The sequence below is a fragment of the Bradyrhizobium sp. UFLA03-84 genome, assembly GCF_002289535.1.
GTDB classification, from domain to species: domain Bacteria; phylum Pseudomonadota; class Alphaproteobacteria; order Rhizobiales; family Xanthobacteraceae; genus Bradyrhizobium; species Bradyrhizobium viridifuturi.
In genome coordinates, this window is sequence record NZ_NSJY01000013.1 from 601,702 (window position 1) to 622,720 (window position 21,019).

21 protein-coding genes are annotated in these 21,019 nt (G+C 64.3%); 12 read left to right on the forward strand and 9 right to left on the reverse strand.

Annotation, left to right across the window (positions count from 1 at the left end; translation table 11 throughout):
- Window positions 1-69: 69 nt before the first annotated feature.
- From CK489_RS16940 to CK489_RS16960, 5 genes are read right to left on the reverse strand one after another with little or no spacing between them, the layout of a single operon-like run.
- Window positions 70-1,257 (reverse strand): ABC transporter substrate-binding protein, encoded by a 1,188-nt coding sequence (locus tag CK489_RS16940; RefSeq protein WP_094194042.1) that lies wholly within the window; start codon window positions 1,255-1,257, stop codon window positions 70-72.
- 31 nt (window positions 1,258-1,288) lie between these two features.
- The gene (locus tag CK489_RS16945) at window positions 1,289-2,362 is read right to left on the reverse strand and encodes a branched-chain amino acid ABC transporter permease (RefSeq protein WP_050629246.1); all 1,074 of its coding nucleotides are present in this window, start codon (window positions 2,360-2,362) and stop codon (window positions 1,289-1,291) included.
- 3 nt (window positions 2,363-2,365) lie between these two features.
- Complete coding sequence (locus CK489_RS16950; RefSeq protein ID WP_095733037.1) at window positions 2,366-3,280, reverse strand: branched-chain amino acid ABC transporter permease; 915 nt, start codon at window positions 3,278-3,280, stop codon at window positions 2,366-2,368.
- Between the two features lies 1 nt (window position 3,281).
- Window positions 3,282-4,004 (reverse strand): ABC transporter ATP-binding protein, encoded by a 723-nt coding sequence (locus tag CK489_RS16955; protein WP_095733038.1) that lies wholly within the window; start codon window positions 4,002-4,004, stop codon window positions 3,282-3,284.
- Entirely contained in the window at window positions 4,001-4,777 is a 777-nt protein-coding gene (locus CK489_RS16960; RefSeq protein WP_245350400.1) for an ABC transporter ATP-binding protein, read from the reverse strand. The genes CK489_RS16955 and CK489_RS16960 overlap by 4 nt, the downstream gene beginning before the upstream one ends.
- A gap of 97 nt (window positions 4,778-4,874) precedes the next feature.
- On the opposite strand from CK489_RS16960, the gene CK489_RS16965 reads away from it, so the two are divergent.
- Together CK489_RS16965 and CK489_RS16970 are read left to right on the forward strand one after the other, a co-directional pair.
- Entirely contained in the window at window positions 4,875-5,795 is a 921-nt protein-coding gene (locus tag CK489_RS16965; RefSeq protein ID WP_050629243.1) for a LysR substrate-binding domain-containing protein, read from the forward strand.
- Window positions 5,796-5,983: 188 nt separating this feature from the next.
- A complete protein-coding gene (locus tag CK489_RS16970) occupies window positions 5,984-6,634 on the forward strand; it encodes a TetR/AcrR family transcriptional regulator (RefSeq protein WP_095733669.1) in 651 nt (216 codons plus the stop codon).
- Window positions 6,635-6,643: 9 nt separating this feature from the next.
- Here the strand turns inward: CK489_RS16970 and paaZ are convergent, their stop codons facing one another.
- Window positions 6,644-8,671: a phenylacetic acid degradation bifunctional protein PaaZ gene (gene paaZ, locus CK489_RS16975; protein ID WP_095733039.1), complete on the reverse strand. Its 2,028-nt coding sequence runs from the start codon at window positions 8,669-8,671 to the stop codon at window positions 6,644-6,646.
- Between the two features lie 113 nt (window positions 8,672-8,784).
- The gene (paaG, locus tag CK489_RS16980; RefSeq protein ID WP_050629242.1) at window positions 8,785-9,576 is read right to left on the reverse strand and encodes a 2-(1,2-epoxy-1,2-dihydrophenyl)acetyl-CoA isomerase PaaG; all 792 of its coding nucleotides are present in this window, start codon (window positions 9,574-9,576) and stop codon (window positions 8,785-8,787) included.
- Window positions 9,577-9,962: 386 nt separating this feature from the next.
- Here paaG and CK489_RS16985 point away from each other — a divergent pair, with 386 nt between their 5' ends.
- Complete coding sequence (locus tag CK489_RS16985; protein WP_158226458.1) at window positions 9,963-10,943, forward strand: AraC family transcriptional regulator; 981 nt, start codon at window positions 9,963-9,965, stop codon at window positions 10,941-10,943.
- Here the strand turns inward: CK489_RS16985 and CK489_RS16990 are convergent.
- Entirely contained in the window at window positions 10,940-11,341 is a 402-nt protein-coding gene (locus tag CK489_RS16990) for a hypothetical protein (RefSeq protein ID WP_095733041.1), read from the reverse strand. The genes CK489_RS16985 and CK489_RS16990 overlap by 4 nt on opposite strands.
- 239 nt (window positions 11,342-11,580) lie before the next feature.
- On the opposite strand from CK489_RS16990, the gene CK489_RS16995 reads away from it, so the two are divergent.
- Window positions 11,581-12,555, forward strand: a complete 975-nt coding sequence (locus CK489_RS16995) for an AraC family transcriptional regulator (protein WP_283807292.1) — start codon at window positions 11,581-11,583, stop codon at window positions 12,553-12,555.
- A 37-nt stretch (window positions 12,556-12,592) separates the two neighbouring features.
- Here CK489_RS16995 and CK489_RS17000 read toward each other — a convergent pair whose 3' ends face one another.
- Complete coding sequence (locus tag CK489_RS17000; protein ID WP_128089561.1) at window positions 12,593-12,817, reverse strand: hypothetical protein; 225 nt, start codon at window positions 12,815-12,817, stop codon at window positions 12,593-12,595.
- A 307-nt stretch (window positions 12,818-13,124) separates the two neighbouring features.
- On the opposite strand from CK489_RS17000, the gene CK489_RS17005 reads away from it, so the two are divergent.
- The 8 genes from CK489_RS17005 (at window position 13,125) to CK489_RS17040 (ending at window position 21,015) form a co-directional block, all read left to right on the forward strand.
- Entirely contained in the window at window positions 13,125-13,691 is a 567-nt protein-coding gene (locus CK489_RS17005; RefSeq protein WP_143278179.1) for a hypothetical protein, read from the forward strand.
- Between the two features lie 37 nt (window positions 13,692-13,728).
- On the forward strand, window positions 13,729-14,748 hold the full coding sequence (locus CK489_RS17010; protein WP_158226460.1) for a DUF4424 domain-containing protein: 1,020 nt from the start codon (window positions 13,729-13,731) through the stop codon (window positions 14,746-14,748).
- A 162-nt stretch (window positions 14,749-14,910) separates the two neighbouring features.
- The gene (locus tag CK489_RS17015) at window positions 14,911-16,125 is read left to right on the forward strand and encodes an acyl-CoA dehydrogenase family protein (protein WP_095733045.1); all 1,215 of its coding nucleotides are present in this window, start codon (window positions 14,911-14,913) and stop codon (window positions 16,123-16,125) included.
- On the forward strand, window positions 16,097-16,645 hold the full coding sequence (locus CK489_RS17020) for a hypothetical protein (RefSeq protein ID WP_143278180.1): 549 nt from the start codon (window positions 16,097-16,099) through the stop codon (window positions 16,643-16,645). The genes CK489_RS17015 and CK489_RS17020 overlap by 29 nt, the downstream gene beginning before the upstream one ends.
- A gap of 227 nt (window positions 16,646-16,872) precedes the next feature.
- The gene (locus CK489_RS17025; RefSeq protein ID WP_095733670.1) at window positions 16,873-17,994 is read left to right on the forward strand and encodes a branched-chain amino acid ABC transporter substrate-binding protein; all 1,122 of its coding nucleotides are present in this window, start codon (window positions 16,873-16,875) and stop codon (window positions 17,992-17,994) included.
- A 192-nt stretch (window positions 17,995-18,186) separates the two neighbouring features.
- Window positions 18,187-19,224: a hypothetical protein gene (locus CK489_RS17030; RefSeq protein WP_143278181.1), complete on the forward strand. Its 1,038-nt coding sequence runs from the start codon at window positions 18,187-18,189 to the stop codon at window positions 19,222-19,224.
- A gap of 61 nt (window positions 19,225-19,285) precedes the next feature.
- The gene (locus CK489_RS17035; RefSeq protein ID WP_158226461.1) at window positions 19,286-20,146 is read left to right on the forward strand and encodes an alpha/beta fold hydrolase; all 861 of its coding nucleotides are present in this window, start codon (window positions 19,286-19,288) and stop codon (window positions 20,144-20,146) included.
- Window positions 20,147-20,175: 29 nt separating this feature from the next.
- On the forward strand, window positions 20,176-21,015 hold the full coding sequence (locus CK489_RS17040) for a class I SAM-dependent methyltransferase (RefSeq protein ID WP_158226462.1): 840 nt from the start codon (window positions 20,176-20,178) through the stop codon (window positions 21,013-21,015).
- The last annotated feature ends 4 nt before the right edge of the window (window positions 21,016-21,019 follow it).

A 21,019-nucleotide genomic window follows, 5' to 3' on the forward strand; every position in this document is an offset into this window, starting at 1 on the left:
GCTTCGTAGAGGACCGGCAGCGAGGCCGCCCTGCGTACGTCTGGCGCACCCAGGGCGGCGCGTTGCCGATTACTTGGACACCAGATAGTCGAGCGGGATCTTTTCCGAGATCGTCCACTGGTCGATGACCTTCGGCTTGCCGGCCTCGGTGTCGACGATCAGGTAACGGCCCTGGTTCTGGTGGTGGATGTCCTTAGTGAAGGTGCGCGGCCCGAACAGCGTGGGTTCGTTGTTCATCTTCTCGAGCTCGGCCACGACGGCCGCCGCATCGGTCGACTTGGCGCGTTCGACCGCCTTGGCCCAGACGTCGATCAGGACGTAGCCCGGATAGACGTACTGGCTCGACGGGTCGCCGCCGGTGACTTCCTTGTACTTCTTGTTGAACTCGTTGACCTTCGGGTTCGGGTCGTCGCCATAGACCGAGCCCTGTACCGGAACATAGAAGTTCGAGAGGTCGGGAACGGCGTTCATCCAGTAGCTGCCGTCGACGCCCGAACCGTTGAGGATCATCGACTTGATGCCGGCGGCGCGGATCTGCTTGATGGCGGAGACGGCGCCCGGCATCATCGTGCACAGCATGATGGCGTCAGGTTCCTTCGGCAGGCTCTTGATCCGGGTGATCTGCGAGGCGATCGAAGCGTCGTCGTTCTTGAAGGTGTCGCTGCCGACCAGCTTGGCTTCCTTCAGGCGCGGCAGCATCCAGTCGAAGCCGTCGCAGATGCCCTTGTTATAGACGGTCCAGCTGTCGAGCAGCCGATAGAAGCTGCGCGCGTTCTTCTTGGTGTACGCCCATTCCGACATGGTTGCGCCCTGCACCGGTGCCAGCACGGAGGCCGAGAACGAGAAGGGGCCGACGCCGGGAATTCCGGCCTTGATCGATTCGGCGCAGAGGAAGAACGAAACCTTGCCGGCGGCCTGCGCCTGCAGCGCCGCGGGCGCGCCGAAATCGTAGTCGCAGGAGACGATCACGAGGTCGGCGCCCTGGTCGAGCACCGCAAGGCCGGCCTTGGCGCCTTCGGCCTGATCGGTCTTGGTGTCGGCAAACACCGGCTTGAGCTTCTTGCCGAGCAGGCCGCCGGCCTTGTTGATCTCGTCGATCCGGATCAGCGCCGCGTCCTGCGCCGGCTTGTCATAGGCCTGCATGAATCCGGATGCCGCGGTCGCAAAGCCAACAACGATCTCGTCGGCCGCCTGGGCCGGCGTGAACCAGAGCGTGGATGCTCCGGCCAGAATGCCGAGTAATGTCGTCAAGCGCATATGCCACTCCTCCAATTGTACAAAACGGGCGTCAGTGCAGTTCCTTCAATGCGGTCTGGACCGGACGGGCCAGGCGCCGCTGCAACGGCCATCGGCGCCAGGAGAACTCCCGGTTGCGGGTCAACCCGCTCGGCAGGTACATCAGGATCACGATGGTGATGATGCCGATCGCGATCTCCTGGGCACCGTTCGGCAAACCGACGGTATGCCCGCCGATGCTGATGCCCTTCTCGAGATCGCGGAACAGCTCGATCAGGACCGAGATCGCGACCACGCCGGAGACGGCGCCGCTGAGGCTGTACATGCCGCCGACCACCAGCATCGACAGCGTGATGAAGGTGGTCCGCAGATAGAATGCGCCGGGATTGACGATGCTCAGGAAGTGCGCGTACAGCGCGCCGGCGAGCCCGATGATGAAGGCGCTGACGACGAAGGCGATCAGCCGCTCGCGGACGATGTCGATGCCGGAGGCGCTGGCTGCGACCGCTTCGTCGCGGGTGGCGCGCAGCGCGAGGCCCGAGCGGGAGATCGAATACAGATAGGCGATCGCGATCGCCACGGCGCCGCCGATCCATCCGGTCCAGACGTTCATGGTGGGTGGAATGCCGACGATCGAGCCTTGCCCGCCGGTCACCGAGTCCCAGTTCGAATAGACGTTGTTGATGACGCCGAGCAGGCCGAAGGTCGCGATCGAGGCGGCGATGCCCGACAGGCGCATGATGACGCGCCCGACGATCAGCGCGAACAGGGCGGCAAATATCCCGGAGATCGGTGTCGCCACCCACATCGGCAGCTGTGCATGGAGCAGCCACGCCGGAAGGCCCTTGAGCGTGATCGATTTCATGACCGGCGGAATGGTGAGCCATGCGGTCATGTAGGCGCCCAGGCACATGAAGCTGATATGGCCGAACGACAGCAGGCCCGAATTGCCGACGAACACGTAGAGGCCAACCACCACCATGATGTTGATGAACATCTCGACCACGGTGCGGTTGAAGGCCCGGCTGCCGAATTGATAGGAGAGGGCAGCCATGATGAGCAGCGCCACGATCAGCACGATCGGCGTGATGATCGTTTGCCGGATGACGGACGGCCGCTGCGACATCGATCAGACCCTCTGCTTGGCGGATTTCGGTGCGAACAGGCCCTGCGGCCGCACCAGAAGGACGACGATGACGGCGCCGTAGACGAACGCGTCGCGGAACACGCGGGCGTCGTGCGGCAGGGTCGCCTGGAACACGACGCTGGCCGCACCGATCAGGAAGCCGGCGGCAACCGCGCCGGGAATGCTGCCGAGGCCGCCGATTACGGTCGCGATGAACGCGATCAGCATCACGTTGGCGCCCATGCCGATGTCGGCGGTGCCGGAATTCGTCGCCAGGATCAGCCCGATCGCCGCCGCCAGCATGCCGCTGATGGCGAAGGCCAGCAGGATCACGCCATTGGCGCGGACCCCGAGCATGCGCGCCATGGTGAAATTATCGGCGGCCGCGCGCATCTCGAGCCCGTAGCGTGTGCGCTTGAGGAACAGGACGAGGATCACCAGCACCGCCAGCGTGATGATGATGGTCACGACTTGGAGCATCGGGATGTGGGCGCCGAGGAATTCGACTGGCAGGCCGAGGCTCGGCCACAGCGTGATCGACTTCGGCCGGCTGGAGAACAGCATCAGCAGGAGATGTCGGATGACGAAGCCGAGCGCGAAGGACGCGATCATCATCGTCGCCGGATTGGCGTTGCGGAAGCGCCGGAAGACGACGATCTCCGACAGGATCGACAGCGCGGCGCCGGTCAGGAGCAGCAGCGGGATCAGAAGATAGAACGGCAACTGGCCGGCAAAGACCACCGCCGCCGCATCGATCGAAGGCCACAGCATGGCGAACACGCAAAAGGCGATGAAATCGCCATGGGCGAAGTTGACCAGCCGCATGACGCCGAAGATCAGGGCGATGCCGAGCGCTCCCAGCGCATAGAGGCTGCCGAGGCTCAGCGCGTCGAAGATGATCTGGAGCAGCTCACGCATCTCAGTGATCTCCGAAGCCGAAATAGCTCTGCTTCAGGCGATCATCCCTGACCATGTCGGCGGCGGGGCCCTCCAGCACGATGCGCCCGCCGCGGATCAGGACCATCCGCCCGCCCGTCATCATGGCGCGCGTCGAACTCTGCTCGACGATCAGGAGGGTGAGCTTGCGCAGTGCCCGCAGCCGCAGCAGGATTTCGTAGACCTGGTCGATGATCTTCGGCGCAAGGCCGAGCGACGGCTCGTCAATGGCCATGATGCGGGGCGCGGCCATCAGCGCGCGGCCGATCACCAGCATCTGCTGCTGGCCGCCGGAGAGCATGCCCGCCGGGGTGTGGCGGCGCTCGGCCAGCATTGGGAATTCTTCGTAGATCTGATCGAGGTCGTCGGCGATTGTCCTGCGGTCGGCGCGCATGCCGGTGCCGACCTTCAGGTTCTCCTCGATCGTCAGCGCGCCGAAGACGTTGCGTCCCTCCGGCACCAGCGAAAATCCGCGCCGGGCGATGTCTTCGGGCGCGGCGCCGGCAATCCCCACGCCATCGATCATGATGGAGCCGGAGGCCGGCGGCACGACGCCCGCGATGGCGCTCAGCAGCGTCGACTTGCCGGCGCCGTTCGGGCCGGTCACGAACAGGATCTCGCCTTCGTCGACCGTCAACGTCACGCCGCGGAGTGCCGTGAGGCGGCCATAGCTGACCGTGATGTCGTTGACGACGAGCGCGGTCATGACGCGACGGCCGCGTCGGCCGGGAGCGGTGCAAGCAATTCGTCGCGCTGCGTGCCCATATAGGCGTGTCGCACCGCATCGCTGTCGCGGATCTGGGGCGGCGTGCCGACCTCGATGATTTCGCCGGAGTCGAGCACGAAGATGCGTTCGCAGAGCTCGAGCACCAGCCCGATATTGTGCTCGATCAACAGCACGCCGACATTGAGCTCGCCCGCGATGCGGCGAATGATCGCGGCAAGCTCGTGGCTCTCATGCTCCGACATGCCGGCGGCGGGCTCGTCGAGCAGCAGATAGCGCGGCGTGCACATGATGGCGCGGCCGATCGCGACACGGCGTTCGTCCGTATAGGGCAGCGCGCCGGCGATGGTGTTGGCGAGATGCGAAATGCCGAGCCAGGCCATAACCCGTTCGGCCTCGCTGATCGCGTCGGGCCGGCCTTGGCCGAGGCCGACGCCGGTCACTTCCAGGTTGTCCATGACCGGCAGGTCGCGGAAAAGTCGGCCTGACTGAAAGGTTCTCGCCACGCCTTTGCGTCGCAGCATGTGCGCTGCAATGCCGTTCAGCGTTTCGCCTTCCAGCTCGACGGTGCCGGTGCCGACCGGCTGGAAGCCGGTCAACACATTAATAAGAGTGGTCTTGCCGGCGCCATTGGGCCCGATCAGTCCGACGATACACCCGCGCGGCACGGCCAGTGTAACGTCGGACAGCGCTTTCAGGCCTTCGAATTGGACGCTGACACTGCGAGCGACCAATTCCAAACCATCGGACATCATCCCAACGCCTTCTCACCCGGAACCGACGGATTGATTTTTCCGTTCCGTCGCGGGATTGTAAAATTCGAAATATCGTTCGCTGATATCGGAAATTTTTATGTCTCTGACGTTCCGTCAAGTCCGGCATTTCATCGCGACGGCGGAGAGCGGTCGCGTGTCCGCGGCCGCGGCGGCTTTGAACGTGACGCAGTCGGCGGTCACCTCGTCGATCAAGGCGCTCGAGGCCGAACTCGGCCGCAAATTGTTCGACCGCCATTCCAACGGTGTGACGCTGACCTTCGACGGCCACGAATTCCTGCAGCGCGCCCGCGCGATCGAGGCGAGCGTGTCGGATGCGACACGGGGGCCGCATCGTTGGGGAACGCAGGTCGACGGCACAGTCGACGTGGCGGTGAGCTACACCGTTGCCGGATATTTCCTGCCGCCGCTGCTGACGCGGTTCTGGCGAACCTTTCCGGGCATCACGGTCCGGCTGCACGAGTTTCAACGCGATGCAATCGAGCAGAGCCTGATCAGCGGCAGCGTCGATGCGGCGATCATGCTGATCGCGAACCTGCACGACCGGCACTCGATCCGCTCGCGGCTGCTATTGCGCTCGCCGCGGCGCTTGTGGACCTGCGTCAATCATCCGCTGCTGCGCAAGGACAGCGTCAAGCTGGCGGACCTCGCGAGCGAGCCGTATCTGATGCTGACCGTCGACGAGGCCGAACGCTCCGCGATGCGCTACTGGCAGCACACGGCGTACGTTCCCAACGTCATCTTCCGCACCCTGTCGGTGGAGGCCGTGCGCAGCATGGTCGCGACCGGGATGGGGATCACGATCCTGTCGGACATGGTCTACCGTCCCTGGTCGCTCGAGGGACATCGCATCGATCTCAAGACGCTTGACGACGATGTCCACACCATGGATGTCGGATTGGCCTGGAAGGGCAACGCGACGCTTTCGCCGGCGGCCCGAGCCTTTTGCGAGTTCGTCGCCCATTCCTATCCGGGATCGGAGCCGTTCAAGCTCGACTGACGTCCCGGATGGCAGCATCGCGTGTCCGCACGACAGGGCGCCATTCCAATTCAGCCATGGAATTGCCTGACCGGATGGTCAATAAATGATGGTTCGGATGCGGCCCAGCCAGGGCGGTGTTCCGGAACCTTGCCGTTGAGCGACATCTTCTGACGAAGGCCGGACGGCGGCCGATGGAACGGAACGACATGGCCCGATCGCGCGCCAAGGACTACGACGACAAGCGCCTCTCGATGCTGCATCGCTCGGCCGAATTGTTTGCCGCATCGGGATATGTCGGCACGTCGATGAACACGATCGCGGATGCGTGCGGTGTCTCGAAGGCGCTGCTCTATCACTATTACCCGGACAAGGAGGCGATCCTGTTCGATATCCTGTCGTCGCATCTCGAGACGCTGGTGGCAGCGGTTCGCAAGGCGAGCGCGTCGGCCGGCGATCCCATCGAGCGCTTCAGGGCAATCGTTGGCACCCTGCTCGAGCTCTACCGGCATGCCGACGCCGAGCATCAGGTCCAGATCGCAAGTCTCAAGCTGCTGCCGAAGGACAAGCAGCAGCCGCTGCTTGCGAGCGAGCGGATCCTTGTCGGGATCATGTCGGATGCGCTCGCCGCGGCGGCGCCGGCGGCGAAGCAGAAGCGCGTGCTCAAGCCGCTGACGATGAGCGTCTTCGGCATGCTGAACTGGCACTATATGTGGTTTCGCGAGGGCGGGCCGATGACCCGCGCCGAATATGCCGACTTCGTCGCGCAACTGGTGCTGGCCGGTGCCGCGGATGCCGCCGCCCGGCCGCGCAGCAAGGCAAAGCCGGCCGGCCGCAGCCGGCAGGCGGAATTGCTCTGAAGCGAGCCTCTAGCCCCGCATCGCATTCATCGTCAGCAGTTCGTAGGTCGCGGCGGTCTCGCCGGTGCCGGTCGTGATCTCGACGTCCCAGCGTACCTCGCCATACTGCTTGTTGCGCGGTGTCTTCTCCTTGGCGGTCAGCCGCACCTGGATCTGTTCTCCCGGTTGCACCGGCTTCACGAAGCGCAGCGAGTCGAGGCCGTAATTCGCGAGCACCGGACCATAGTCGGGATCGACGAACAGGCCGGCCGCGAACGACAGCAGCAGATAGCCATGCGCGACGCGGCCCGGGAAGAACGGATGCCCCTTGGTCGCTTCCTCGTCCATGTGGGCATAGAAGGTGTCGCCGGTGAAATGCGCGAAGTGCTCGATGTCGTCGAGGGTGATCTGCCGCGACTTCGAGACCAGCGTGCGGCCGATCTCGAGATCGTCGTAGTGATAGCGGAACGGGTGCAGGTCACCCTCGAGCACCGGGCTGCCCTTGAGCCAGCGGCCGGTGACACCGCTCAGCATGCGAGGGGAACCCTGCAACGCGGTGCGCTGCATGTAGTGTTGCAGGCTGCGGACACCGCCCAGCTCCTCGCCGCCGCCGGCGCGGCCCGGGCCGCCGTGGACCATCTGCGGCATCGGCGAACCGTGCCCGGTGTGCTCGGTCGCGCAGTCGCGGTCGATGATCGCGACACGGCCGTGGAAGCTGCCGATGCCGAAGGTGAGCTCGGCCGCGGTCTGGATGTCGTGGGTGTAGACCGATGCGACGAGGCTGCCGCCGCCGCGATTGGTCAGCGCGATGGTCTGGTCCAGATCGTCATAACCCATCACGGTGCTAACAGGTCCGAACGCCTCGATCTCGTGCACCGCGGTTGCCGCGAGCGGCTTGGCACAATGCAGCAGCAGCGGCGGGACGAAGGCGCCGCGCCTGGCGTCGGCATCGACCAGGGCGAAATTATCGGGATCGCCGGCCACCAGCTCCGCTTCCGCGCGCAGCTTCGCGACATGGGCGAGCACGTCGCTGCGCTGGCCGAGTCCGACCAGCGGTCCCATCCTGACCTTGTCGCTTTCGGGATTGCCGATCACGACCTTTGCCAGGCGGTCGCGCAAGGCCGCGATCACGGCGTCGAGCTGCGCTGACGGCGCCAGCGCGCGGCGGATCGCGGTGCATTTCTGCCCGGCCTTGACCGTCATCTCCTTTGCCACTTCCTTGATGAAGAGATCGAACTCCGGGCTTCCCGGCACGGCGTCCGGAGCGAGGATCGCTGCATTCAGGGAGTCGCGCTCGGCGATGAACCGGACAGCTTCGCGCGCAATGACCGGATGGCGTTGCAGCTTCTGGGAGGTGTCGGCCGAGCCCGTGAACGACACCACGTCCTGGCAGGTGAGATGGTCGAACAGGTCGCCGGTCGATCCGACGATAAACTGGAGTGCGCCTTCCGGCAGTGCACCGGATTCGGTGATCATCCGCACGAGCTCGTAGGCGACATAGGAGGTGACCGTCGCGGGCTTGGTGACGACGGGAACGCCGGCGAGCAGCGCGGGCGCCAGCTTTTCCAGCATGCCCCAGCACGGGAAGTTGAACGCGTTGATGTGCAGGGCGACGCCGTGCAACGACGTCACGATGTGCTGACCGGCAAACGCGCCGCTCTTGGAGAGCCCTTCGACATTGCCGTCGAGCAGATATCTCGTGTTCGGAAGCTCGCGGCGTCCCTTGCTGGCATAGGCGAACAGCGTGCCGATACCGCCATCGACGTCGATCATGGCGTCGGTGCGGGTGGCGCCCGCATGGAGCGACAGCTTGTAGAGCCGGTCCTTGTGCTGGCTCAGATAGTCGGCCAGCGCCTTCAGCAGGCCCGCACGCTGGTGGAACGACAGCTTGCGGAGATTCTTGCCGCCGACCGCGCGGCCATAGGCGAGGATCTCGCGCATGTCGAGATCGCTCCTGGTCGCGAGCGCCACCACGTCGCCGGTGACGGCGCTGTGAATCTCGGCGGCCGGTTCGCCCGCGCCGGACCACTTGCCGCGAACGAAGCTGTCGAGTTTCATGACGTTGTCGGACGCCCGAGCGCCGCTGGATTGAGGCTGTGTCATCGAAGTCGAATCCTCTGACTTGTGATCAATGTTGCGTCTTGCCTTGCGGGCGGAACGTTCAATCGGTGTCAGGCTCTTCCGGCGAAACGCGGTGCGCGCTTGTCGAGGAAGGCGGTGACGCCTTCGGCATAGTCCGCCGATCGTCCGGCGCGGCCCTGCAGGTCGCGCTCGAGTTCGAGTTGCGCATCGAGCGTGTTGGTCTCGGAGGCATCGAGCGCCTGCTTGATCAACGCAAGGCCGTCGGTCGGCTGCGTCGCGAGCGAGGCGGCGAGGGCGTGGGCCTCCGTGGCCAGCTCGGAATCCTCGACCATCTTCCAGATCATGCCCCACGCTTCCGCCCGTTCGGCGGAGATCGGCTCGGCCAGCAGGGCCAGCGCTCGCGCCCGCGCTCCGCCGACCAGCCGCGGCAAGAACCAGGTGCCGCCGGAATCGGGGACGAGGCCGAGCTTCGCAAAAGCCTGAATGAACTTGGCCGACCGTGCGGCGATCACGATATCACAGGCAAGCGCCACGTTCGCGCCGGCGCCGGCGGCCACGCCGTTGACCGCGCACACGACCGGCATCGGAATGCTGCGCAACTTGCGCACCAGCGGGTTGTAGTATTTTTCGATCGGCGCTGCGAGATCGGGCGTCTCGCCGGGGGTGAAGACGCCGTCCGAGAGATCCTGCCCGGCGCAAAAGCCGCGTCCCGCTCCGGTCAGGATCAGCGCGCGGCAGGATTTGTCCTGTTCTGCCGCGATCAGCGCGGCCATCAATGCGGTATGCAGATCGGCGCTGAACGAATTCAGGCGGTCGGGTCTGTTGAGCGTCAGGACGCGATATCCGGCGCGGATATCAGTCAACACCAGATCGCTGACCATGATTACCTCCCGTTCTCGGCTTTTGATGATTGAGATCGCATGACCTGTGACCGGATTACTATTGACCGTCCGGTCAGTCAATTATAATTCTCCGTGCGCCGATGCGGACGGCGTCTTCGGCTGATCGGAGCGGGGACAATTTTAGTCCCGGCCGGCGCATTCCGGCACGACAACCTATCAAGATCGGAACATTTCGTGCGCCGCGCCAGTACCGCGTATTTGCGATGCTTATGCGCAGACGCTTGACAGTTGTCAGATCGAGGCATCGGCGGAACCCGCGAAAGGTTCACGTTTGCGGGCACGCCGCATGGCCCCCATGCCGCGTGAGCGCCGCCACAAATCAGCCGCATATCAACGGCGACGTCCGCCGCCATGAGGGCAGGCCTATGACAATGCAGTCGGGCGATATCGCGGGGTTTCGGTTCTCGACTGCGCATTTCGGCGAGCGAGATCGCCTGCCGGTCTTTCGCGAGCAGATCGGGCGGATGATCGTCAAGCTCGATCCAGAGCCGCTCGACGACGGCGCGTTTCATGCGGAAGCGCATGTGCGCGAATTGTCCGGGCTCGGCATCGGATCCTGGGCGTGCAGCAATCTCAAGATCGCAAGACCGCGCGAACTGCTCGACGGCACCGACGACCTGGTGCTGACGATCATCACCAGCGGCAACACCCGCGCCTCGCAGCGCGGCCGCGACATCGAGCTCAGCCCGGGACAGGCCGTGCTGCAGTCGAGCGCGGAGGCCGGCGATATGTTGGTCCCGGTGTCGCCCAGCCGTTTCGTCGGCCTCAGGTTGCCGCGCAAGGCGCTCGCATCGCTGGTTCACGATCCCGAGGATATGCTGATCCGTCCGTTGCCGGCGAACACCGAAGCCATGCGCCTGCTCGCGCTCTATATCCGGGAGCTCGACGACAGCTATCAGCTGGCAACTCCCGAACTGCGCGGTGCCGTCGTCAAGCATCTGGTCGATCTCGGCGCGCTGATCATCGGCGCGAACCGGGATGCAGCGGTTTCCGCCGAAGACGGCGGGCTGGCGGCCGCGCGGCTTGCCGCGGTCAAGGCCGACATCAATGACAATCTCGGCTATGGCGATCTCACTCTGCCAGCGGTGGCGGCCCGGCTGAAGCTCACGCCACGCCATATCCAGAGGCTGTTCGAAAGCGCAGGTTCGACCTTCTCGGAATTCGTGCTCGGCCAGCGCCTGGCGCGCGCGCATCATCTGCTGACCGATCCACGCCACAGCAGCACCACCATCGGCACGATTGCGTTCGAAGTCGGATTCGGCGATCTCTCTTACTTCAACCGCACCTTCCGCCGGCATTACGGCGCAACGCCGTCGGACATTCGCGCAGTCCCGCGAATGCGCTAACCGACATCGATCTTCGATTGCAACTCATCGCGTCGTGCTCCGTTGCGGAAAACGATGAAGGCAAACAGGGCAGCTCCCGCGAACACGACAAGCGAACCGACCACGACGACGGGCCGGTAAGTCGGGCCACCGATCCGGATGGCCGCAATTCCGATTGGAAAGATGACGGCTCCAATCACGGAGAGCCAGGCCTGAATCCTGGGAAGTGGACCGGCGGCTGCGGCCGGAACCGCATGGTAGTAAAGCCCGGCAAGGAACAATCCGACGAATCCGAGCAGGTTGAGATGAGCGTGGGCGGGCGCCAGCGTGAAATCCTCGGCCACACCCATGCCGATGCCAAGGCTGAGTCCGATGACAAAAAGTACGACGCTGATACGCAAGAGATTGGATGCGAGCATTGCTCCTCCGTTTGGTGAACTCGATGCCATCCCTTGTGCGATGCTCGAAAATTCCTAAGCCGCATGTGCTTGGCAACTTGCCGGCCGACCCTTAGGCGTCTCTGAAACGCGACGCATGGACTGATGCGACATCGACTTGGACAGAGGCGACATCGTCGACGATCAAGTCGCGGGGACAGAGCCGCCACAAATCAGCCGCAGATCGCGAGCGCTGTGCCGCGGCACCAAGAGAATCGATGATGCCAAACGCTCCGGATGTCTCGGATTTTCGCTATTCGACCGCGGATTGGGCGGAGCGCGAACGGTTGGCAATTTTTCGCGAACGGATCGGGCGCATGATGGTGAAGCTCGATCCGGCGCCGCTGATCAACAGCCCTTACTATAGCGATGCCAGGGTGATTGCGCTGCATGGGCTTGGGATCGGATTCTGGACGTTCGCCAACCTGCGCGTCGACCGAACGCGTGAACTGCTCGATGGCTGTGACGATCTGTTGATGGTGATCGGCGCCAGTGGCAATCGGCTGGTGTCGCACCGCGGTCGGGAGCAGGCAATCGGCGCCGGTGAGGCGGTTCTGATGGCGACCGCAGAGACGGCCACGATGACTTACCCCTCGTCGTCAAACCTCATCAGTCTGCGGGTGCCGCGCAAGGCGCTGACACCATTGGTACGTAACCCCGAGGACGTACTGATGCGTCCGCTGACGCCCTCGAGCGAAGCGCTGCGTTTGTTGACCCGATATGTCCGAAATGTCGACGATCTCTATCGATCGGCGAGCGCGGAACTGCAACGTCTCGTCGTCAGCCATCTCATCGACCTTGCGGCGCTGGTGATCGGCGCGACCGGGGACGGGAAGGTGGTTGCGGAGAAGCACGGTCTTGCGGCTGCGCGGCTGGCGGCGGTCAAGGCGGACGTCGGTGCGAGGATAGGAGAATGCAGTCTCAGTTTGACCGCTGTGGCGAAGCGCCAGAAAATCACGCCGCGCCAGATTCAGCGGTTGTTTGCCGGCGAAGGAACGACGTTCTCGGAATTTGTGCTCGACCAGCGGCTGGCGCGCGCACATGGCTTGCTGGTCGATCCACGCCGCACCGGCCGCAGCATCAGCACCATCGCATTCGAGGCGGGGTTCGGCGACTTGTCCTACTTCAACCGCGCGTTTCGCCGGCGCTACAACGCGAGGCCGTCGGACATCCGCATCGCGCCGCGCCGTTTCTGACGGAACGCACGCCTCGGGCTATGGTTGTGGCCATTGCCTACGGCTCGCCGCAGCCCGGCACCCGCCGGATCTGTTCGATCAATCGCTGCTGCCGCTCAGCGGACAGCACGCTCTCATTCGCGCACATCAGCATGGCGACGCATGCAGCCTCCGGCTCGGAGGGCCAGGCGATGGTGCCGTCGATCGCGCCGTCGCATTTGCGGTAGGCATTTTTCGCGTCCCAACGGATCGCGACTTCGGATGTGAGCGTCGAAGCGGCCATCACGATCAGTGCTGCTCCGATCAACAGGAGCGATCGGGATATCCGCCGATATGATCCGCGCATGCCGCTTGTCCATCCTTATAAGGGTCGTCGACGAAACAGGAGCGTCCGAGGCGGGCGATCATTAACGGGCAGCCTGCCTGCCTACAACATTGCCGTCGGACGACCATACGACGGGCGGAGACAAGTTCGATTCAACTCGTGGACCGATGTCGCATATGTCCAAGTCAGTGTCGCATCGGTCCGTGCCGCACGTCCGCGAAGCACATAAAAGGTAGCTTCCGTCTGATCGCGACAGGAAGAGTCCTTGCCATTCAATATCGTTCGCAGCGACGGCGCGCGTGCGCGTGCATCGATACCGGATTCGGAGAAAGATCACGACTCAGCGAACCGGCTCGGCCTTGCGCGCACTCATTCAGGTGGGATTGCGCTCATGTCGGTTTCGTTCATTCGATCAGCATCGATGATGGTCTGCATTCTAGCGGGAATAGCGCCGATCGCCACCGAGGCCGCCGGTGCGAAACCTGTGCTCAGGATCGAAAACGGGTTCCAACAGACCGTCGCGGTCTCAGCCGGGAGCGAACTCTCGTTTGGACCACCGCGGCGATCGCCGATCCGGCCTGGTGGCACCAGCGCCGGCGAAATCACGATCTCGCTTGCGGCCGGCGCTGCCGCCGGCATTGCCAAGCTGCATGTTTTCGAGCGCAGTGCTGTGCCGATCGGATTCATGGCAACTGCCTGGCAGGGCCGGAAATCGATCGCTGTTGTAAAGCTGTGCGGTCATCTCGAGATGGACAGTTGGGTCGTGCTGCCGATCGAGACGACGCACGTCGACGTATCCGATTTCTTCCCGGTCAAGGATGGATGCGACTGATGACCGGGAGTTTGCTCCCCCAATCAAGAGAGAAGGAATGACCATGCCTCCTATAGCCAAAGGGGCTTTTCCAGTCCTGTTTGCCATGCTGATGCCCTGGTGCGCGCGGGCGAATGACACGTCGGCTGCACTGGAAACCGGGGGGCTTCGTTTCAAGCAGGACCCCGACATCGTGATGCGCTCCGAGGACCTGTTCATTTCCGAGAAGGAGATCCGGATCGTCTACCGGTTCTTCAACACCGCGGCCACCGACAAGACGATCATGATCGCGTTCCCGATGCCCGATATCGCCGGCACCGAGGGCGACGAGAATATCGGACTGCCGACCGATAATCCCGAGAACATCTTTGATTTCCACGTCACGGTCGACGGCAAGGCGGCTGCGCCGCATCTCGAACAGACCGCGCTCGCGAACGATGTGGATCAGACCGCGCTGCTGCGGAAGCTCGGCATTCCGTTGATGCCGATCAGGGGGCCTGCCGGCGATCTGCTCGACAAAGTGCCGAAATCGAACTGGCCGGAACTCGTCAAGCTCGGCGTCGGCGCGATCGAGACCTATGGGTCGGGTGGCCCGATGCAGGATCATCTGGTGCCGACCTGGACGTTGCGCTCGGCCTATACCTGGAGGCAGACCTTTCCCGCCGGCCGGGAGATCACCTTCGAGCAGACCTATCGTCCGAGCGTCGGTGGCTCCGTGCAGACCATCATCGGCGCCGACAACTGGCGCAGCAATCCGGAAGCCAAGAGCTTCCTGGCGTCGTATTGCATCGACGACGATCTGGTCCACTCGATCGAGCGCGCGCGTGCGACGAGACGCGCTCCCTATCCGCCGTTCAGCGAACGGTCGATTGCCTATGTGCTCTCGACCGGCGCCAACTGGGCGGCGCCGATCGGGGATTTCCATCTTACCGTGGACAAGGGCGAGCCCAACAACTTCGTCAGCTTCTGCGCCGAAGGCGTCAAGAAGACCGGACCGACCCGCTTCGAAGTCCGGCACACGAACTTCAAGCCGTCGCGAGATCTGAAGATTGTGATCTTCGTTCCGAATCCGAATTAGGCAGGCAAGGAGCATGCAATGAAGGCGAACGTGCTGTGTGATGTCGCATGCGTCCCGATCGCCGTCGTATCCGTCCGAGCCTCGCATCGCCGAGGCGATTAAAAGGGCGGCTCCGGCGGATCACCTTGTGCGGGCGATCGACAGCGATGCAGCGAGGCAGCTATGATTGACACCATCCGATCTTCCTTCGTCGATGCTGCCGCGGCGCTCGCGCCGCTGGTTCAGGCATCCGCGCAGGAGAGTGAGCGTTCGCGGCGGCTGGCCGTCCCGCTGGTTGAAGCGATGGCGCAGGCCGGGCTCTTCCGGCTCTGGATTCCGCGCGCCATCGGTGGCGAGGAGGCCGACCCGGCGACGCTCGTTCGTGTGGTCGAGGAAATCTCGCGCGCCGATGGTGCCGCAGGCTGGTGCATGGCCATCGGCAGCGTCTACGGCGTGTTCGGCGGTTATCTCGCGAAGGATGCCGCACGAGAAATCTACGGCGGCGACCCGTTGGTTCGAACCGCGGGAGCCTTGCGGCCGTTCGGCATCGCGAAGGTCATTGACGGCGGTTATCGCGTCACGGGCCGCTGGCCGCTCGGAAGCGGCTGCCAACACTCCGGCTGGATGATCGGAAACTGCCGGATATTCGACGGCGATCAACCGCGCTTGCATCCTGACGGCACCCCGGTGATGCGCTTCATGATGTTTCCGACCGCGCAATGCGAGATCTTCGACACTTGGCACAGTATCGGGCTGCGCGGCACCGGCAGCCATGACTATGGGATCGCGGATGCTTTCGTGCCATCCGTGCGCTCGCTCTCGTTTCGCGAGCCGCCGGTGGAGCAGGGGCCGCTCTATGCGTTTCCGACCATTGCGCTGTTCGGGGCGGCGCTCGCGGCCGTGCCGCTCGGGATCGCCCGCCACGCCATCGACATCCTGGTCGGGCTTGTCGGACGTAAGATCGCGGCGCGCTCGCGCAAGCTGCTCACCGAGGATGCATTGGTCCAGGCGGATCTCGGACGTGCCGAGGCCTTGCTGGGCTCGGGTCGGGCTTTTCTCTACAGCACACTGGGAGAGGCATGGCAGGCGATCAGTGCCGGCAAGGCACTCAGCGTTGCCGAGCGCGCCGCGCTGTGGCTGGCATCGACCCATGCGGCCAACGCGGCCAAGCAGGCCACCGAGTTGATGTTCGGCGCGGGCGGCTCGGCCTCGCTCGACGTGAGTTGCGGGCTCGAACGCTGCGTGCGCGACGTCCATGCCGCTGTCCAGCACCTGGCATTGGCGCCAGCCAACTATCAGATGGCAGGTCAAGCGCATCTCGGCGCGGACATGCGGTCGACACCCCTGCTGTTCTCGGAGGACCGCGGTGATGCACGCTCCCTGTCAGCCGCTCAGTGAGCGGTCGATCGCCCGCGGACTTGAGGCGGTCGTGAAGCCGGCGCTCTGCCTGCTTCTCTGGATTGGCGGATTGATTGACCCGGCATCGGCACAGTCCACCGATCCGCGTCATCCGGTGGTGCTCGGCGTCGGGATCAATCGCGCCAACATCACCAATGATGTCCGTGGCCATTACTACACGTTCATGGCGGGGCCGGGCCATGTCGATGTCGAACTCGCCTTCAAGGAGATGGGCGTGTTCGGCCGTCCGCTGCCGCAGCATCTCAACTTCGACTTCTCGAACGCGGACGGCGTTCGGCTGTCCCACATCGAAGTGCTGTCTCAGGGCATCATCGCGCGCCGGCATACCGATGCCGATCTGCCGGCGCGACAACGCATCAATCTGGCGGTCTCGACGCAATGGGGCGCGATCAAGATCGGCGGCTATTACGAGATCGAGTTGAAGGGCGCCGTCGAGGCGGCCGCACCGGTCGGAGCCGGCGTCAAGCCGGAAGAGTCAGAGCCGCTGGTGCGGCCGTGATGTGCTGTCACGCACACAAGGTGGCTTCTTGTACGATTCGAGCACCAATGCACGGCAACGTGTTTCACATTGTTGCCCGATGTCGCGTATGTCCAATCCCCCGTCGCCCCAGTCCGAGCCTGCGGGCTGCCGCGCGCATACAAGGCAGCCCCCGGTGATCGTCGCACCCGGCGATTCCAGTCGATTGCGATGCATTGAGGCGACTTGAGACCATCGAGGAGAATGTGATGAAGTTTGCACTTCGAGGATACTTTCTTGCGCTTGGCGCGAGCCTGGCCTTGTCCGGCGCAGCCATGGCGCAGGATATCAGTGTTGCAGTGGTCGGGCCGATGACCGGTTCGGAGGCGAGCTTCGGCCAGCAGTTCAAGAACGGCGCCGATCTCGCCATTGCCGACATCAATGCAGCAGGCGGCGTGCTCGGCAAGAAGCTGAAGCTGGAAGTCGGCGACGATGCCTGCGATCCGAAGCAGGCGGTATCGGTCGCCGAGAAGATGGCGGGTGCGAAGATTCCGTTCGTCGTCGGGCACTTCTGCTCGTCGACCTCGATTCCCGCCTCGGACGCCTATGCCGAGGGTAATGTGCTCGAGATCACGCCCGGCTCGACCAACCCGCTGTTCACCGAGCGCGGGCTGTGGAACACGTTCCGCGTCTGCGGCCGGGACGATCAGCAGGGCATGGTCGCCGCGGCCTATATCATCAAGAACTACAAGACCAAGAACGTCGCGATCATCCACGACAAGACGACCTACGGCAAAGGCCTGGCTGACGAGACCAAGAACGCCATCAACGCAGCGGGCGTGAAGGAAAAGCTCTACGAGGCCTACACCAAGGGCGACAAGGATTTTGCCGCGCTGGTGTCGCGCTTCAAGAAGGAAAACATCGATCTTGTCTATGTCGGCGGCTACTACGCCGAAGCCGCGCTGATCCTGCGCCAGATGCGCGAGCAGGGCGTCAATGCCGTGCTGATGGGCGGCGATGCCCTGGTCGACAAGCAGTTCGCCGCGATCGCGGGTCCGCTTGCCGAGGGCTCGCTGTTCACCTTCTCGCCGGATCCGCGCAAGAAGGTGACCGCGGCGGCCACCTTGAAGAAGTTCAAGGACAAGGGCATCGATCCGGACGGCTACACGCTCTACAGCTATGCCGCGTTCCAGATCTGGAGCCAGGCCGCCAGCCGCGCCCAGACCACCGACGCCAAGAAGGTCGCAGCCACCATCAAGGCCGGAAGCTGGGACACCGTGCTCGGCAACATCAGCTACACCCCGAAGGGTGACATCACGCTGATCGACTACGTCGTGTACCGCCGCGACAAGGACGGCAACTACGCCGAGCTGCCGGCCGCCGGCCAATGATCGCCGGTCGCGACATCGGCGCTCCTCCCTGATCGATGTCGCGGCTGTGCCGGCTCACAGCGCCAACGGACCAACCCTCAGCCAGCCCCGGAGGTGTTGGCGCTGTGACGCCAGGCGGGACCACGACCGATCGATTTACCCAACGACTGCCATCGCCGGACGTCGTTCGGCGGCAACGGAAGAGAGCAACACGTGTCTGACATGAGTCTGAGCAATGGCGGCGGTCGTTCTGGTGAATGGCGCGCCGCGGGGCAATCTCAAGGATCCTCGCAAGGACCGTCGCATTCCTATCCGCTGCTGGTGCGCGATCACGGTCTCGGCACCGCGCTGAAGCTGTTGCTCGAGACCCTGCCTTATGCGCTGGCGCGATGGGGCGTGCTGCTGGGTTTTGCCGCGGCGTGCGCGGTGTGGGCCATCGTCGCCGTGGGCGGCGCGGTGTGGCTCGGCACCCACGTCGCCAGCGTGTTCGGCTATTGCTGGCTGCTCGGCATCCTGCTGCTCGGCGGATGGATCTGGGGCGCCATCCTGCGCTACACGCTGCACATGATCGCCTGCGGTCACGTCGCCGTGCTGACCGAGCTGATCACGCATGGCCGCATCGGCAACGGCAGCGAAGGGCAGTTTGCCTATGGCCGCCGGATCGTGATGGACCGCTTCGGCGAGGTCGCGGTGCTGTTCGGGCTCAACGCGCTGATCCGCGCTGTGCTCCGGGCGTTTCACAATGCACTCGATACGCTCGGCGAATGGCTGCCGGCGCCCGGCATGAAGGCGATCGTCGGTCTGCTCAACACCATCCTATCGGCCGCGACGCGCTATCTGGACAAGGTCGTGCTGTCCTACGATCTGGCGCGCGGCGGCGACGATCCCCGGCGCAACATCCAGGACGGGCTGGTCTATTATTGCCAGAACGCCAAGCCGATCCTGACCACGTCGGTCTGGATGGTGATCGTCGAGCGGATCCTGAGCATCCTGCTTTGTCTGCTGCTGCTGGTGCCGGCCGGCGTCGTGACGGTCTGGCTGCCGGAGGCGGTCAGGGAATATGGCGCCTTGGTCACCGTGTTCATCGCGGCCCTGCTGGCGGTGACGGTGCGTGCGGCTTTCATTCAGCCGTTGTTCCTGATCTGCATGATGATCCGCTTCCACGCGCTGATCGAGAACCAGCCGATCAATTCGACCTGGGTTGGCTATCTCGACGGCTTGTCCGACAAGTTTCGGCAGATCGCACGCTGAGATCGGCGGAGCGCGGGCGCGCCGAACTGATGCTGATCGAATTTCGCAACGGAGATCTTCGGTGACCGATATCTCGCTCGACAATGCCGGCGTCAGGCTTGCTGCTTCGGTTGATGGCCCCGTGGACGGGGAACCGATCCTGTTCCTGCACGGCCTGTCGTTGAGCCGGGATACTTGGCAGGAGATCGGCGATCGGCTCCGGGACCGGTATCGGGTCTGGACGCTGGATTTCCGCGGCCACGGCCACTCGGACCGGGCCGCAAGCTACGCGCTCGCCGACTATGTTTCGGACGCGCAGACGGCGCTGGCGGCGATCGGACGCCCGGCGGTGATCGTCGGGCACTCGCTCGGCGGCTGCGTTGCCGGTGTGCTGGCGCAGCGCGGTGACGCCGATGTGCGCGGTGCCTTTCTCGAGGATCCGCCGTGGTATCTCGGGCAACCCGGCGAGTGGGAGAAGTCGGCCTTCCCAAAGCTGTTTTCGATCGTCAGCGCGCGTCAGGCCGCATGGCAGCAGGCGCGCGCGCCGTTCGGCACCTACCTTGCGTTCGTGGCGGACTCTCCAACGCCGATGGGCGGGATCGGCCGCGATCATTTCGGCGCCCGTCATCTGCTCAGCCACGCGTCCGCGCTGCAACGGCAGGACGGACGATGCTGGGCGGACGGCGACGTCGCGGGCTCCGTTCTCGCGGCGATCCCGACCGAGCGGGAATTCCTGTGCCCGGTCAAGATTGTTCAGGCCGATCCCGGATGTGGGGCGGCCTTTCTCAGGGACCACGATGCTCGCCTCGCGCATGCCAATCCGCGCGCCGATATCGTGCGCTATGCGGGCTGCGGCCATTCACCCCATCGCGCCATTGCGTTCGAGCAACGCTTCACGGCGGATCTGCAGACGTTCCTGTCGAGCCTCCAATCCGGCACCTGACAACTAGAAAATCGAATGCGGGATCATCCATGCAAGAAACATCCGGCTACGATCCGAACTACGTGATGGGACGCTCGACCGCGGAGACCGACCGGCTCAAGCGGCAATCGCAACTCTATGATGCTTCGACATGGCAGCTGCTGAGGGAGGCCGGGATCACGCACGGCATGAAGGTGCTCGATGTCGGCAGCGGAGCCGGCAACGTCTCGTTCATCGCCGCGGCTCTGGTCGGAGAGCGCGGGGCGGTCGTCGGCGTCGACAGCAATCCGGCCATCGTCGCGGAGGCCGCGAGCACGGCGCGCGCGCTCGGCCTGAGCCAGGTCTCGTTCCGGGTCGGCGACATCGCCACGATCGAACTGGAGCGCGATTTCGACGCGGTCGTCGGGCGGCTCGTGCTGATCTATGTGAAGGATCCCGCGGCGCTGCTTCGGCATCTGGTCGGTCACGTCAAGCCCGGCGGCATCGTGGCGTTCCAGGACCTCGACTGGGGCGAGGGGCCGATCGCCAATCCGCCGTCGCCGCTGCTGTCGCAGGCCTGGGGCACCGTGAAGGAGATGTTCACCCGGGCGGGGCTGAACAACCGGATGGGATTGTCGTTGCATGGCGCCCTGGTGGCGGCCGGGCTTCCCGCGCCGCGCATGAACCTGTTCGCGCCGGCCGGAGGTGGCGCGGATTTCGACGGCTACGACTACATGGCGAGCGGCCTGCGCAGCAACATGCCGCACATCGTCAAGCTCGGCGTCGCGACCGAAGCGGAACTGGCGCTGGACAGTTTTGCCGAGCGCCTGCGCGCGGAAGTGGTCGCCATGGATGGCGTGTTTGCGCTGCCGACCTTTGTCGGCGCGTGGTCGCGCAAGCCGCCCGGCTGAACCT

Coding starts and splice junctions, on each gene's coding strand:
- CK489_RS16940 (WP_094194042.1), bottom strand. CDS start 1,257: ATGCGCTTGACGACATTACTCGGCATTCTGGCCGGAGCATCCACGCTC.
- CK489_RS16945 (WP_050629246.1), bottom strand. CDS start 2,362: ATGTCGCAGCGGCCGTCCGTCATCCGGCAAACGATCATCACGCCGATC.
- CK489_RS16950 (WP_095733037.1), bottom strand. CDS start 3,280: ATGCGTGAGCTGCTCCAGATCATCTTCGACGCGCTGAGCCTCGGCAGC.
- CK489_RS16955 (WP_095733038.1), bottom strand. CDS start 4,004: ATGACCGCGCTCGTCGTCAACGACATCACGGTCAGCTATGGCCGCCTC.
- CK489_RS16960 (WP_245350400.1), bottom strand. CDS start 4,777: ATGATGTCCGATGGTTTGGAATTGGTCGCTCGCAGTGTCAGCGTCCAA.
- CK489_RS16965 (WP_050629243.1), top strand. CDS start 4,875: ATGTCTCTGACGTTCCGTCAAGTCCGGCATTTCATCGCGACGGCGGAG.
- CK489_RS16970 (WP_095733669.1), top strand. CDS start 5,984: ATGGCCCGATCGCGCGCCAAGGACTACGACGACAAGCGCCTCTCGATG.
- paaZ (WP_095733039.1), bottom strand. CDS start 8,671: ATGAAACTCGACAGCTTCGTTCGCGGCAAGTGGTCCGGCGCGGGCGAA.
- paaG (WP_050629242.1), bottom strand. CDS start 9,576: ATGGTCAGCGATCTGGTGTTGACTGATATCCGCGCCGGATATCGCGTC.
- CK489_RS16985 (WP_158226458.1), top strand. CDS start 9,963: ATGACAATGCAGTCGGGCGATATCGCGGGGTTTCGGTTCTCGACTGCG.
- CK489_RS16990 (WP_095733041.1), bottom strand. CDS start 11,341: ATGCTCGCATCCAATCTCTTGCGTATCAGCGTCGTACTTTTTGTCATC.
- CK489_RS16995 (WP_283807292.1), top strand. CDS start 11,581: ATGCCAAACGCTCCGGATGTCTCGGATTTTCGCTATTCGACCGCGGAT.
- CK489_RS17000 (WP_128089561.1), bottom strand. CDS start 12,817: ATGGCCGCTTCGACGCTCACATCCGAAGTCGCGATCCGTTGGGACGCG.
- CK489_RS17010 (WP_158226460.1), top strand. CDS start 13,729: ATGACCATGCCTCCTATAGCCAAAGGGGCTTTTCCAGTCCTGTTTGCC.
- CK489_RS17015 (WP_095733045.1), top strand. CDS start 14,911: ATGATTGACACCATCCGATCTTCCTTCGTCGATGCTGCCGCGGCGCTC.
- CK489_RS17020 (WP_143278180.1), top strand. CDS start 16,097: ATGCACGCTCCCTGTCAGCCGCTCAGTGAGCGGTCGATCGCCCGCGGA.
- CK489_RS17025 (WP_095733670.1), top strand. CDS start 16,873: ATGAAGTTTGCACTTCGAGGATACTTTCTTGCGCTTGGCGCGAGCCTG.
- CK489_RS17040 (WP_158226462.1), top strand. CDS start 20,176: ATGCAAGAAACATCCGGCTACGATCCGAACTACGTGATGGGACGCTCG.